Here is a 14,281-nt window from a genome sequence, read left to right on the forward strand (position 1 = left end):
CTATCTCCTGATGGCCACGACTTCGGCCGTGAATTGCGCAGGCGCGTTGGGAAAGAACAGCCTCAGTGCCCGCTCGCGGCTTACCGCTCCCCATGCCTGTGACGTCCGATCGATGTGGAAATAGGTCACCCCGGCTCGGCGCGGCATGCCTGGCGGCGGGGCCGACAGGTGCATCAGTTCGATGCCCGGCAGCGCGTGCGACACGATGGTCTCGATCTCCTTGGGCGTACCGAGCTTGCCCTCGCGCACGAGCGCCTCGGCCAACGAGTCCGCATCGGGGCCGCCCTCCAACACCAGGTAGTAGCGATGGTGTGCCGCCAGGAATGACTCGGGCAGTTCGGCCAGCCACATCCCGTCCGATGCGACGAAGCGCACGAACTGTTCGGGACCGAAGGTGATTTCGTTCATGATCTGGTTTGCGAGCTCGACGAGCCATGCAAACTGCGGACCGGCATTCTCGTGCTGGTATGGGGCCACGAGGGCCTGTCCGTCCGGCGTTCGGCCCAACATGTCGCAACGCTGGGTAAACCAGCTCAGTTCGCCGATGAACTGGCGCAGCGCGCCATAGAAGGCCCACGGATGCACTTGCGGCATCTCGATCCAATGCGTGAACAGCGGACCGTAGCGGTTAAGCACGGCGAGCGCCACTGTCAACCGCGTCTGGCTCTGCTCGGACTGGCTGTGCGCCCGGTCGCCGCCTTGCTTGTACGCCTCCAGTTGCCGTGCCCGGGCGACGATCTCGTCACGCAGGTCGCGCAACAGTAGCTTGAGCGGCGGCGAGGCGCCGATTGACAGACTTGGCGCAACGAAGCCCGGCATCGTGCGAATCGCATCGCCATCGCGTTCAAGGCGGGCGATCGGGACCAGGTCGTATTGCGTCAGGTTCTCTATCTCGTTATCGAAGAACAGGCGCAGAACGTAGTGCATCGCTCTGACCTGGGCCGTCTGCGTTCCTTCCAGCAGGTCGGGCACATCCTCCGCCTCGGCCAGCGTGGCAAAGCGGGTGCGTGCGCGCGCAGCGGTCACGAACGTTTCATGCACGCTGACGTTGGGCTGCCCAGGCACCAGGCGGCGCAAGCCGACGTAAACCGTGCGCGGACCGTCGGCCAGCTCGCCTGGCAAGAAGCTGCGAGGTTCGAGCAGCGCATTGCCAGGAAACTCGACGAAGGTGCCGTCGCGCATCCACAGACACAGCTCGGAGAGACTGATCTGACCCGCTGGCAAGGCCGGCTCGGCGAGTTGATATGACACGACGCCCCAACTGTGAGGTCCGGCGACGTCGGCAAGGCGTCCGAGCGCGTCGGCATGCCGTCGGTCGTTGTGCTGCAGGTGGTGGGGCTGCAGAAACAAGCCCTGATGCCAGTAGAGCGGTTGACTGATGTTCATGGTGTGGGGGCCCGGGGAATCGATTGTTCTTGAGGCGTTGACGCGTTGCCATCGAGCGCGACTTCTCCCGCCGTGGGCTTGTCAACCGAAGGCGCTTCGGCAGGTGCCGAAGTGCCACCCAGCAGGCCGTCGCTGCCGAGTTCAAGCGTGATGTCGAGCGGAAGGGGTTCGGCGGTGCGGGTCTTGACGAACAAGCCCTTGCTGTCAACGTCGGCGCCGACCCGGTACAGGCGCGTCACCCGTGCCGTGTCCAGACTGTAGTAACCGGCGATCACGGCCACGTATTGGGTCCCCTCCGCGCGCGGCAGCCATGTGTCGCCTCGCTTGCCCGGCTGTATGAAGATGCGCTGCATGCTGGTGAATCCCGTCGGCAGCGTGGCCGCCGACAGCAACGCCGAAAGCCCCTGGGAGCTTGCCGCGGCTTGCCTGAAAACGTTGGGTTCGGGCATTTGCAGCACGGTCAGCAAGAGACTGTGCGGGTCGCCTCCCGAAACGTTGAGGTCGGCCGACGCCGTCCAATTGACGTGGACTCCCTTTTCGCTGTAGTCCCACTTCAGCTTGGCGAGCGCGTCTTCGCTGGAATTTCCGCCGAACATGCTGTTGAGCGAACTGCACCCGGTAAGGGCAATGCTGATGCACAGCAATAGCGGGATGGCTGCGCGCGCGGTGACGCCGCGACGTGGCGAAATGCTCATGACAGGATACTCACGGTGGTTTGGGACGGTGCGACGACCGACCCTTGGACATTGGGGGGCGCGCCGTTCTGGCCGGTCTGCGCCGTCAACCGCACTGCTGGCTTGCCGCCGACGCGCACGCGTGCGCTACCGACCAGGAAACAGGCTTCGCCCATGGTTTTTCCCGACACCACGCCGCCCAGGCTGCCCGCCTGGTCGCCTTCGGTCAGGGTGATCTTCGAACCCAGGTTCAGCGCAGGCATGCCCACGACGAGCACCTTTTGCACGAGTCCCCCCGGGTCAGCCATCTCGGTGGTGCCGGTATTCGGATAAGGCAGAGGCACCACGATCGGGCCTATCGGCGTATTGCAGACGTCAGGCATCGCCAGCATGATGGCGCCCCCGTTATTCAACATGAACATGGCTTGTCTCCTTGCCCGGGTTATCCGAGCTGGATCTGTTCTTGCGCATCAACGCTCACGCGGCGCTCGGCAATCACCGTCGCGTCGCGCGCACTCACGTTCCAATCGTCGGCGACTCGCTGGCGCATCGAGCCGGCCTCCTGCTCGCTGTGCCCGCTTACACGGCACAGGCTTTCGCCAAAGTGATTTTCCGAGTAGGCCGCGGCGAGGAACTGTCGCTGCGCCAGTTGCTCGGTCTCGTGCCACCGCATGGTCAGGCGCCGCCCGCTCATGTCGAGCGTGTCGCAGCGCACATTCAACCGACCTCCCTCGGCGAGCAGCGTGGTGTCGGCGTCCAGGCGCACCTCGCGCGCACCGGTGTCGCCTTTCTCCAGGACCGACAGGATGTAGCCCGCTTCACTGCCGCGCATGCCGTAACCGGCGAGCGAGATCAGTACGATGTCGTCCACCTGCGGCCGGAGCAGGCAACCGGCCGCGACTTTGACCGATAGGTGTCCGGCCTCGCACACCACGCCGAAGTGCTCGCCCTCGCAGGCGATCACCCGTGCATGGAAGAAGGCTGCCGCAGCGGTTTGGCGCATCGCATTTGCGTGTTTCATGGTCGGCTCCCTATTTGCAAAGTGTTGAAATGAGTCGGCGGTTCGGGGTGTTCCTGCCGATGCTCAGACCGTTGGTATCCAGCGCTCGGCCCGTAGACGTTCCGGGTCGTCACCCATGGCTGCCGCCCGGTCGACGCCTTCCCAGATCGCGTTGTCCAGCATCGCGCCGTGCAACTTCGCGCCCGTCACGTTCGCGCGAGTGAAATCCGCCCCGGGTGCGCGCAGGTGCGAGGCGTCCGCGTAGTTCAATATCGCCGCGGCAAAGCGCGTTTCGTCGGCCTGCGCGTTGATCCATATCGACATGCTCAGATCCGCACCGCTGAAGTCGGCTCGCGAGAGCGTGGCGGCATTGAATTTCGCGCCATGCAGATGGGCGTCGACCAACTTCGCTGTGCTCAGGTCCGCGCCCACAAAGGACACGAACGGCGCGTGGGTTCGGCTGAAGTCGGCCCCCGGTGCATGTGTGTCGGCAAAGCTGCAGTGCAACAGCGTGGCGCCGGCGAAGCGAGCGTTGCTGAACTCGCATGCCCGCGTCTGAACGGTGTCCCACGTCGCTCCGCGCGCGTCGATGCCCGCAAAATTGCAGTCAGCCAGCCACACGTTTTTCATGCCTGCGTCGGCCAGATGTATGCTGCGAAGGTCGCACCCGTCGAACGCGCTGCGCGTCAATTCGGCGCCTGCGAAGTTCGTGCCGAGCCACTTGCATTGGTGCGCCCGCAGGCCGTGTAGCATCGCCTCGGCAAAATGGGCGTCCTGCACCGAGCACGCGTCGAGGCGGGCTCGAGTCATGTCCGTGCCCTCGAAGTACGCGCCGTCGAGCTGGCAGTTCCTCCAACGCGTGTCGGCAAGCCTTGCGCCATTGAAAGTCGCGCCGCGCGCATCGACGCAATCCAGACGCACCGCTTGCAGGTCGACGCCCCGGTAGTCGCCACCGGCCAACGACACCCCCGAAATGCTGGTCGACGTCTCCCGCAACGCCAGTAGGTCGGCGCGGCTAATGCGGGGCGTTGCTTTTACGCTGGCGCTCATGCTTGCAACTCCTGCCATGCGCAGCGGGTCAGAAGCGCGCCCGGCACCGCGATGCGCTCGACACGGGCGGTGCGCGCATCGACCTCGTAGAGATTGGCGTGACTGAAGTTGGCGTCGAGCACGACGCAGCGGCGCAGTGACGCCTGCATCAGGTTGGCACCGGTCCATTGCGCGCTCACCATCTTCGAGCCGCTGAAATCCGCCCCCCTTGCCACGCAGTGGTGCGCGTCGGTACCGGACAGGTCGCAACCCGCCAGCAACGCCGCGTCCAGGCGCGCGCCACGCAGCGTGCTGCCGCACAGCACGGCGCCCTCGATTCCGGCACGAACGAGATCCGCTTCGTCGAAGCAGCTCCTCTCCAAGCGGCTGGCACGACCAACGCGCACGCCGGCCATCGACGCATGACGGAAATCCAGTGCCTCGCCTTGCACGCCCCATAACGAAGCGCCGCGCAGGTCCGCTTCGGTAAAGCGAGCACCGGACATGGGGCTGTCCTCCAATATCGCGGCACTCAAGTCCGCCCGGCTCGCATCCATTCCGGCGAGGTCGCTCTCGGTGAACCTGGCGCGGTGACCCCGCGCATCCGTCAGATCAGCGCCGACCAGCGACGATTTGACGAAAGCGGCGGCCTGGAGCCGTGCACCGCTCAGATCCGCCGCGACAAACCCGCACCGCACGAAGCGCGCGTCTGACAGGTCGGCGCTCGCCAAACCTGCACGGTCGCCGGTGCAATGGCTGGCGAGCAGACCGCGCGCGCTGGCACGCCGGGCATCGATGCCGTCCAGTTCGCATTCGACCAGGCGTGCACCGTCAAGCCTGGCGCCGACCAATTTGGCCCCCGAGAGTTTGCAACGCACGAATTCGCTGCCCGATAAGTCAGCATCGGACAGGTCCATGTCCGATAGATCCGCGTCTTCCAGGCGCACGCGGGTAACCGTCTCGCCTCGGGTGTGGGCCGCACGCAGGGCCTCGGCGCCAAGGACGCGGTGCGGCGCAACGAGCGGATCGAGGCCGGGTGAGGTGGCGGCATGCGCACTCGCCACTTTGGCCGCAATCCGCTGTTCCAGGCCTTTGGCGTCGGCCAATTCGGCAGCGTACTTCTGCGTGAAGGTCGCGGGCAGGACGGCGGCATCAAATGTGCGCGAGGGCATCCCGCCCGTGGCCGAGTGCCGCTCGGCGCTCCTGAACAATCCGTCCACATCCACGCCGGCGGCTTTGAGCGTTTGCCGGATTTCATCCTCGACGCCACTGGCGAGACGCTTCACTGCACCTTTGATGGCCCCTTCGTTCAACGGGGTGGTATCGTCCGGCCCCGGTGCAGGGCGCGCGAGAGGCGGAACCACTGACGGCAGTATTGCCGGCCCTCCCTTTGCCTTGATCTCCTTGACGAGCGCGTCGTGCGTCGCGCTGATCTCGGCCCATACCGCGTCGGCCTGCGCCGCGGCATTCGAGTCCTGCACGGTCCTCCCTGCGGTTCGCTCCACCTCGGCCTCATCGGGTCGCCAGCGCTTCATCAGCATGGCCGTCGTCTCGGCGGGAGCTGCCAGAGACTCGGTATGCACAAACATCTCGGCGACATCCGCATCGACGCTCTCACCTGTCTCGATCAACGCCCTGTAAAGCACCAGCACGTGCTCGTCGTTGGGGAACAGCCATACGGTATCGAGTTGCAGGGGTGCTTCGCAGACTTGGTCCGCGTCCGGTTTCAGGTGCCACAGAAGGCGCGGACGCAGGCCCGGCAGTTGCCCCGCGACGGCGTCCTTCTCCGCATGCATACCGCTTACTTCGAAGGTTTCATCGCCGCGCCAGTACGTGGCGATGCATTGATCCGCGGCGAGCGCATCGAACCACGCCGCATCGGCATCGTCCGGAAATCCGGGAAATCGTGTGCGTAGCCAGTGCTCGTCCGTGGTGCCAACGAGTCGCTGACGTTCCGGTGCGCCCGCCGGGATGGGCAGGAAGGTTGCTGGCGCGCGGGTGTCCTGCGGGGTGAGCACTGGTGCGGCAGGCCATTCCACATTGGGAAGCAATACCCCCTCGATTTCCTGGGAATCGGCACAATGCCCTTGCCCGATCGGGTTGGCCGGCCAACCCTGACCACCGTAGGCGTGCTGCAGATCGACGGGCATCATGTCGAACGGCAGCGGCTCGGTATGGCGCCAGCCCTGTGTCTTCCGTGTCCAGCGGCGCTCGCCATAGACCCTCAGCGTCTTGCGGAGGTGACCCAGGCGTGCTGTGACGTCAAGCGTCGCGGTTCGAGTGCCGACGGGAGCGTAGGCGTTCCCGGCCACGGCGAAGGTGCCACGCGTTTTCTTCAGGCCCTCATCGAAGACGCTCTGGCCAAACTGCCTCCGAAGAAACTGCCACGCCCCCTGCTCGTTCATCGCCCTTCCGTCGGCGCCGATCAGGTACCCCAGCGTGACGCACACATGCGGGCGTCCGTTGAGCGCCATCGTGCTCAGCAATACCAGGGCGTCGGTCGGTTTCGCGATTCTCATGGCGTCATCCCAGATGGATTGTCTGGCCGTCGATCGACACGGACGGCGCGCTGACGTCGACCTTCTGGCCCGAGAGCTTCAGCGTTTGTGCGTCGACTTTATAGGTCACGGCCTCGAGGGACGAATCAACATACTTTTTCTTGTCCTTTACGCCCACTTCCTCCTTGTCGGCCGAGACTTGTTTCGTTTTCGCGGCGGTTTCCTGCTTGTCCTGAAAGACCTTCTTCGTGACGGATTGCTTCATCTCGAGAACGCTTTGCAGCGCAACGTCAATCTTGCCTCCGGCGACCAGACTGTTCTGCTGACCCAACGTCGTCGTCGTTGTCATTCCCATGTTCAACGTGGTGGTTATTCCCTCGTAGACGTCCGTCGTGGCAACTGCGTGGTTCCTCACGATGACGCCTGCCTCCGCGGTCGCCTTGAAGAACTGGTCGCCCGAGCTTTGCGAACCTGGGGAATTGCCCTGAGCGGGATTCGGCGAAGAGGGGGACGCGGGAAAGGCTGGCGTGCCGACTATTTTTTCCGAATAGGCGCCGTGCACGACGCGCATCGACGAAGCTGAACCCATCTCGATATGCGCATCCGAGGTCATTTCCAGGCCGGGCTGCTCCGCTTGCCCCAGCTTGACGCTGGTGTTGGCGACCGGCGTTGCCAAATGGATGCATTGATCGCCGCGCTTGTCATCCAGCACGAACTGATTTCCGCCCGCCGTGCGCAGCACGTTTTGCTTGGCGTTCTGCTCCAGCACGACATTGGGGTTTTCCGAATTGGCGACTGCGCCGGCGATGTATGGCCGGTCGGGATCGCCGTTCAGGAATGCCACGATGACCTCGGTGCCCTTGAGCAGCGGCAAGTGCATGCCGTGATGCGCCCCCGCGTAGGGCGACATCAACCGCAGCCAGGCCGACGAGCGCATGGTTGCCTTGTCGGTGCGCTGAAAGGGGAACCGCACCTTGTAGCACCCGTGCTCGTTCAACTGCGCGTAAGGTTCGTCGCCCTCGGCGTCGATGATCGCGCTGACGGTCTGGGGCATGATGGGGTTGCGGATTTCCGGTTCGGGGCGGAATTGCACTTCGTCCGGCAAGGCGACGAACTCGTTGCGATAGTCCTCCAGCACCGTGTCGGTCCCGTCCGGACCCCGCACCGCCCGCTCGCGTCGGCGCCCGGGGACCAGTTGTCCACCCTCGTGGCGCAGCCCGATCAATTGATAGTCGGAATTGAAATCCGCGCGAGGATGGTCGGCAAGACGCACTTTCGTTCCCGCCGAGAGCATCGGTACGTGACTCAGTCCGCGATACTCCCGCGCCCGGCATCCAGATGCCTGCGCACGCAACCGTCCCAGGCGGCGGCCGACTTCTTCAGTGTCGAAATGTTCGCCGTATAGGTCGTGCTCACCGGATTTCCCACCCTCCACCTGCGCCTCGATGCGCAGGTCCAGGCCCGCGTGGGAGCCGGCGAAATCAAGCAGCACAACCTTGCCGGGCACCGGTCGGACCTCCGCCGAAAAGCGCTCCACGGCCGCGTCCACGGGCCTTCCCCGGCGCGTGGATGCGGGCCGGTAGGACAGCGCAATCGCGTCACCTGCCTGATATGACCGATCACCGCAGAACACCACCGCTTCGCAATCCTCGAGTTGCTCGAAGTAGTAGTAGATCCCTTGTCGCGCCAGTTGGCGCGTCAGGAAATCGAGGCAATTCTCGTCGAACTGGCAGACGAAATTGGCCTTCGTGGCGGCGATGTCCGGTCCCGACATGCCAATGCGAAAGTCGTAGCGTTTGTCCCCCGGCCCTCCTTCGATGCCCAGCTCTCCCAGGCGCATGACCTTGCGCACAATTTCCGGTAGCGTCTGGTCGAGGTACACATCCGAAAAACGATAGTCGGCCAGCCCCGCCAGCCTGGGCATCAACACGACTCGGTAGCAGGCCCATTCGGCGTCGTTGTCGAGCTGGCAAGCTTCGCGCACCGTACCGTGAAAATGGCGCGTCATGCCGTTTTCCAGCTTGATGCGAAAACGCCCTTGCGCGCCTAGCAGTGCCGTCAGATCACATGTGTTGTCGCGTGCCAGCAAAGTCAGCTCGAGACGATAGGGATGCGAAATCTTCTCCTCGCCGCTCCAGCGCAAAACGAAGAAGGTGTCTGGGGCGAAGTTCTTGCACTCGAACGTGAACAAGCTGGTGGTCGGGTTTGCCTCGGCCATGGTTATGCCCCTCCTCCTTGAATGGCGCCGCGCGCGGGAGATGCCTCGGGCTGTATCACGGCCGGCCCGCTTTCGTCCGCGCTGATGGACCATCTGCCCTGATCGTCAATGCCGATCCGTAACTTCGATACGTCGCGGCCGGCGGATGTGGCCTCGAGCAGGAGGTCGGACATCCGCGGCAATATGTGTTTTCGCAGGAGAAAATCGACGTTGCGCGCGCCCGTTTCCGCTCGGGTGCAACGCTCGGCGATTGCTTCGATGACGTCGTCGTCAATCTGCAGGGGGACGCCGTGCGATGCCAGCAACTGCGAGGTCAGTCTGGCGAGCTTGAGGCGCACAACGCCGAGCATCGCGTCGTGCGTCAGCACCCCGTACGGAACGACCGTCATGCGCGCCAGCAGGGCCGGCTTGAAATGCCGCTCGAGGATCGGCCGGATTCGTTCTGCGATGGCCTCGGCCGTCGGCTGTCCTGCGTCGGCCTGGGTCAGTGCGGCGACGATTTCTTCGCTGCCGAGATTACTGGTCAGAATCACCACGGTATCGCTGAACTTGACCTCGCGTCCCTCGCCGTCGGCGAGCGCGCCTTTGTCGAACACCTGATAGAACAGGTTGACGACATCCAGATGTGCCTTCTCCACCTCGTCCAACAGCACTACCGAGTAGGGGCGACGCCGTACCGCTTCGGTCAGCACGCCGCCCTCGCCATAGCCGACGTAGCCCGGCGGCGAGCCGACCAGGCGGCTCACCGTGTGGCGCTCCTGGAATTCGCTCATGTTGATGGTGATCAGGGCCTGTTCGCCCCCGAACAGTTGCTCGGCCAGGGCGATAGCCGTCTCGGTCTTACCCGTGCCGCTGGGGCCCACCAGCAGAAAAACCCCTAGCGGATGCGTGGGGTCTTTCAGGCCCGAGGTCGCCGATTTGAGCATGTCGGCGATGACATCCAGCCCCGCGTCCTGCCCTCGAATACGGTCCTTGAGCGTGTCCGCGAGCCCCAGCATGGCAGCGGCGCCGTCACGCTTCAGTCTGCCCAGGGGGATGCCGGTCCAGTCCGACACTACGCGTGCCACGACCTCCGGCGTCACCTCGGTAAACAGCAGCGGGGCATCTCCCTGGCATCGCTCGAGCGCGGATTGCGCCGCCGCCAACTCGGTCAGCAAGTCCGGTTCGCAAGCCGTGGCAGTCGCCTCGGCGACGCGTGCCCGCAGATCGAACACCGGCTGCGCTACGGCTCTCTCGAGCGCCCAGCGCGCATGCAGCCGGTTCAATTCCTCGGTCTTTTGCGCCTCGCACACCTGGATTTCGGCGAGGCGTGCGGTATGTGTGTCTTGACCGTACTTTGCGTCGCGCTCCAGCGCGGTGCGCTCGCGTCTTATGCCTGCCAGCGCCCGCTCGGTCGATTCGATGGCATAAGGCTTGACGTCCAGCCCGATCTTGACGCGGGCCGCAGCCATATCGATCAGATCCACCGCCTTGTCCGGCAAGTGCCGGCCCGTGATGTAGCGGCTCGACAGTTCGGCTGCGGCCACCAGAGCGTCGTCGCGTATCGCTACGCCGTGCTCGGCTTCGTAGCTGTCTTTCAGGCCTCTCAGGATTTGCATGGTCACCGGGACATCCGGTTCATCTAGCCTGACGAGTTGGAAGCGCCGGGCAAGGGCCGGGTCCTTCTCGAAGTACTTCTTGTATTCGGCCCAGGTGGTCGCGGCGATCGTCCGCAGTTCGCCGCGCGCGAGGGCCGGCTTGAGCAGGTTGGCTGCATCGCTGCCACCTGCCGGGCCGCCCGCGCCGATCAGCATGTGGGCCTCATCGATGAATAGAATGCTCGGCGTGGCCGACGTCTTGAGCTCGTCGATCACACCGCGCAGCCGGTTCTCGAACTCACCCTTGATGCTCGCTCCCGCTTCCAGTAGGCCGAGATCGAGCGCCAGCACGCGCACGTCGGCAAGAAACGCGGGGACGTCGCCTTGCGCTATACGCAAGGCCAGCGCCTCGACCACGGCGGTTTTGCCGACGCCGGGATCGCCCACGCAGATCGGATTGTTCTTACGTCGGCGCGCCAGGATGTCGATAATCTGCCGGATTTCAGCGTCGCGTCCGAAGACAGGATCGATTTTTCCCGCGCGGGCGCTGGCAGTGAAGTCCTGGCAAAAGCGCGCGACGGGCGAGTCGTCCGGGGCACCGCCCGTGGTCCCACCGACGAGCGGTGCGACATGCTCGTTTGGCTCCGCATCAGGGAGTTCTTCGTTGGATCGCTCGGTAAGGGCGGCAAAATCAGCGCTTGCTGCGTCGGCATGTATCGCGCGCAACAGGCCGTCGTAAGCCGAGCCGGCGATGTAATCGCGGGCGTGCGAGCGCAGCGCGATCAATAGCGCACCGCCGCGGATGTGAGTCTGGCCCAGCGTGATCGAAGCCGCGAGCCAAGCGTCTTGCAGCCAATCGGCGAGCCGTGGCGAAAACACGGGCCGCGTTGCGCTACCATTCTTCAATTTGGCGAGTTGCGCCTCGAGCGCAGCGGCAAGGCGCGCGGTGTCGATCCCGAAATGCGCAAGCATCAACGGGACGTCGCTGCGCGGGTCATCCAGCAGCTTGAGCAGAAAGTGCTCGATGGCAATCTCGTAATGACCACGTGTCAGGCATAGACCTGCGGCGTCCTCCAGTGCCCGGCGGGTATAGGGATTGAGTCGCGCGAAGAGCGGCTTGAGTTCAACTTGCAACATGGATGTCTCCAAGTGCCGTGCATGGTTCGCTTTCGCCCAGCGGCAGGGCGAACCTGGCGATGAATTCGCCCTCGTCCTGCATCTGCCCTGACAGCCAGGTATCGAGCCCCAGACGTCCCCAACGTCGCCCGCCCAGCGTGGCCGGTTCGCACTCCGCAGGGTCAAGCAGTACCGCCAACTCGCAGTGGATCGGGTCGTGCAGGTACAGCGAAATGTCGCGGCCCAGCATGGCGTAGTCCTCGCCGCCGGGCAGCAGCTTCTCGAAACTGCGCGCGCGAACCGGGCCGATACGAATCTCGGTCGTGCCGTTGCAATGGGTGGCTTCCTGCCCTATCAGCGTCTCGCCGATGCAAGCGCTTGGCTGTCCGAGTGCGCAGCGGTTTTCCAACGGCACGGGTACGCGCCGGGTCACGCACGGCGTGACGCTCACGGGCGTTTCGCGCAACAGTCCCCGGACCAGGGTTTCCAGGCCCAGCGCGGAGCGCGGAAACTGGCTGAACAGGCCTGCAAAATGCAGCAGCCTCGGATTGGCCGGCGCCGCCGTCTCGTCACGCATCTGACCGATGAGCGCGTATAGGTAGTCGCCGTCGCGAGTTCCGTCCCGCTCGGCACAGGCGATCCATATCCGGTACTTTTCCCATGCGGAAAACAACATCGGATAGATCGCCGCGTGCAACACGTCGAGAAAGTCGCGCGTGGTCGTGCGCCCGTTGCGCCTTTCATCGATGAGGTCTTCCGTGTAGAACGTGGGCAGCGGCGAGGACACGCCGTACAGACCGAAGAAGTTCGCGACGACGCGCCAGATGTCATCGGAAGGGTCGTGTGCGATATGCTCGACGTCTTCGCTCGGGAAGGCGAGGCTGAGGTTGGGCTGCACACGCACGCTCGCGCGGAAGGCGTCGTCGTCCGCATATGCCGCACGCATCAGGCGCAGGGCCTGGAAGAAGGTCAAGGGCGCTCGATGCGAGCCCTCGCCCATGATGAACGAGCGCAGTGCTTCCTGTGCCGATGCCGGTGCGCCGCTTAGAGCAGGCGTTGCCGGCCGATCTTCGGTGGCCATTGCAGAATCTCCCCAGAAACGGAATCGCGCAACGTCAGCGCCGAGAATGTATTCAGGCTCGTGATGCCCGCGAAGAACTCGTCGAGTACGGCGCCGAACAGAAACAGGTCGCCGAGATTGACGAATTGATCGCCACGGCAGGTGAGTTCGAGGTGATTGCCTTCCACGGCCGAGCCGCGCAAAAAACGCCGCTCGTGATGCGACTCGAACTTCTCAATGGCGTTGATGCGCTGGACCAGCGCCTGGTCGCCCTGGGTGGGACACCCCTCCGGCAGATGCAGTGTGAGCAGGCTGCACAATTGATCACGATTCGCGAGACGCGCGTGGTTCGCGCTCAGGAGCGACAACATCCGCCACAGCAGGCGCTCGCCCATCAGGGGCTGCCGATACGACGTGACCCCCCGGATGTTGCCGAACGACATGCGTGCCGGCGTCGTGTCGGCGTTTTGCGAGATATCCCCCAGACGCAGACCTTCGGGCAATTTCCCCTGGGTGCATGTCAGTCGCAACGACAAGGTCTGCGGCGTGACGTCCGGCACCTCGCCGCGCGCATACGGAATCCCGACGTAATGGTCATAGCCTTCGCCCAGCACCGAGGGCGCGATGCGGACGTGGTAGAGGCGCCGGTCCGCCTCGAACGCACCGAATGGCTGATAAGGCACCTCACCCGTGTGGGCGGCATGCGCCGTGACCGATTTGACGCGATAGATCTGCTCGCCCTGTCGCCCTGGCTGCCGTGAAAGCCGGATGGGGTACTCGGCTTGGCGGTGGTCCAGCGAAATCGGATGCGCATCGTCTTCGAACATATTGACGACCGGGGTGGCATTGAGTGCCAGGCTGGCGAGGTGCACTTCCGGCGTCCAGGCCGGTAGCGAGTCGAACATGAAACGCAGGGTGAAGCGCCCCGAGCGGCCTCGCTCACGCCAGCGATCCAGGCCGCGCACGTCGACGAAAAGGAATTTGTCGTGAAAAGCGAAGTACTCGCGCAGCAGGTTATACGCGGGCTGCACATTGTCCTCGTTCGGCAACAGCGGCAGGTCGGGACGGAGTCCCGCCAGTTCGACGGCAGACGGTGGCAGCACGGTGACCGGCCCGTCGGGGGCCCCGACCCGGATCTCACGCACGTGGCGAGAGAGCAGCAGCAGCAGGCGTGTGGCTTCGGAAAATCCGTCCGCGAGGTAAAAACGCAGGCGATCGGCCCGCCAGGCGCTCACGTCATCGCCATCGAAGGACAGCTCCAGCAGCAGAGATTGTCGAGCGACGTCGTCGCGGTCCCAGCGAACCGAGTGCAGTGTGACCGGTTCGACCGACACCGGAAAAACCGTGCGAAAAATGGCGCGCACGTCGTCGATCGGCACCGAGGCCACCTCCACGCCGGCCGGGATCTGGACCGTCTCGGCGAGGGGGACTTTAGGCGTGAACTTCAGCACCGACATGCAGGGCATCGGCCGAAGATATTGCGGGAACAGCAGATGGGCCAGCTCCTGGATGAACTCCGGGAATTCATCGTCGAGCCGTTGGTGCACCATCCCCGTCAGAAATGCCGTCCCTTCGAGCAGACGCTCGACGTCCGGGTCGGGCGCCACGCCGCCGCTCAGAAGCGGCGCCAGCGCCGGGTTGCGCGCGGCAAACTCGGCGGCCAGGCTGCGCAAATGAGTCAGCTCCCGCTCATAGTAGGCGTTAAACATGGCAAGTCCTTACA

General features: G+C 64.4%; 10 protein-coding genes. All 10 read right to left on the bottom strand.

Annotated features, from left to right (window positions below; all coding sequences use genetic code 11):
* Complete coding sequence (gene tssK, locus RO07_RS12555; RefSeq protein ID WP_039411107.1) at positions 1-1,386, bottom strand: type VI secretion system baseplate subunit TssK; 1,386 nt, start codon at positions 1,384-1,386, stop codon at positions 1-3.
* Positions 1,383-2,081 carry a type VI secretion system lipoprotein TssJ gene (gene tssJ, locus RO07_RS12560; RefSeq protein ID WP_052267241.1) on the bottom strand — a complete coding sequence of 233 codons (699 nt, stop codon included), beginning with the start codon at positions 2,079-2,081 and terminating at the stop codon, positions 1,383-1,385. The genes tssK and tssJ overlap by 4 nt, the downstream gene beginning before the upstream one ends.
* Complete coding sequence (locus RO07_RS12565; RefSeq protein WP_039411110.1) at positions 2,078-2,482, bottom strand: DUF4150 domain-containing protein; 405 nt, start codon at positions 2,480-2,482, stop codon at positions 2,078-2,080. Before RO07_RS12565 ends, tssJ begins: the two co-directional genes overlap by 4 nt.
* Before the next feature lie 20 nt (positions 2,483-2,502).
* Positions 2,503-3,081: a DUF3540 domain-containing protein gene (locus tag RO07_RS12570; protein ID WP_039411111.1), complete on the bottom strand. Its 579-nt coding sequence runs from the start codon at positions 3,079-3,081 to the stop codon at positions 2,503-2,505.
* Positions 3,082-3,144: 63 nt separating this feature from the next.
* Positions 3,145-4,110, bottom strand: coding sequence for a pentapeptide repeat-containing protein (locus RO07_RS12575; protein ID WP_160118043.1), 966 nt, complete (start codon positions 4,108-4,110; stop codon positions 3,145-3,147).
* On the bottom strand, positions 4,107-6,608 hold the full coding sequence (locus RO07_RS12580; RefSeq protein WP_039411115.1) for a DUF2169 family type VI secretion system accessory protein: 2,502 nt from the start codon (positions 6,606-6,608) through the stop codon (positions 4,107-4,109). The genes RO07_RS12575 and RO07_RS12580 overlap by 4 nt, the downstream gene beginning before the upstream one ends.
* 4 nt (positions 6,609-6,612) lie before the next feature.
* The gene (locus tag RO07_RS12585; RefSeq protein WP_052267242.1) at positions 6,613-8,805 is read right to left on the bottom strand and encodes a type VI secretion system Vgr family protein; all 2,193 of its coding nucleotides are present in this window, start codon (positions 8,803-8,805) and stop codon (positions 6,613-6,615) included.
* 2 nt (positions 8,806-8,807) lie between these two features.
* Positions 8,808-11,519: a type VI secretion system ATPase TssH gene (gene tssH / locus RO07_RS12590; protein WP_039411117.1), complete on the bottom strand. Its 2,712-nt coding sequence runs from the start codon at positions 11,517-11,519 to the stop codon at positions 8,808-8,810.
* Complete coding sequence (gene tssG, locus RO07_RS12595) at positions 11,506-12,579, bottom strand: type VI secretion system baseplate subunit TssG (protein WP_052267243.1); 1,074 nt, start codon at positions 12,577-12,579, stop codon at positions 11,506-11,508. The genes tssH and tssG overlap by 14 nt, the downstream gene beginning before the upstream one ends.
* Positions 12,543-14,267 (bottom strand): type VI secretion system baseplate subunit TssF, encoded by a 1,725-nt coding sequence (gene tssF / locus RO07_RS12600; protein WP_039411119.1) that lies wholly within the window; start codon positions 14,265-14,267, stop codon positions 12,543-12,545. Before tssF ends, tssG begins: the two co-directional genes overlap by 37 nt.
* Positions 14,268-14,281: the final 14 nt, after the last annotated feature.

The sequence above is a fragment of the Pandoraea pulmonicola genome (assembly GCF_000815105.2).
Taxonomy (GTDB): domain Bacteria; phylum Pseudomonadota; class Gammaproteobacteria; order Burkholderiales; family Burkholderiaceae; genus Pandoraea; species Pandoraea pulmonicola.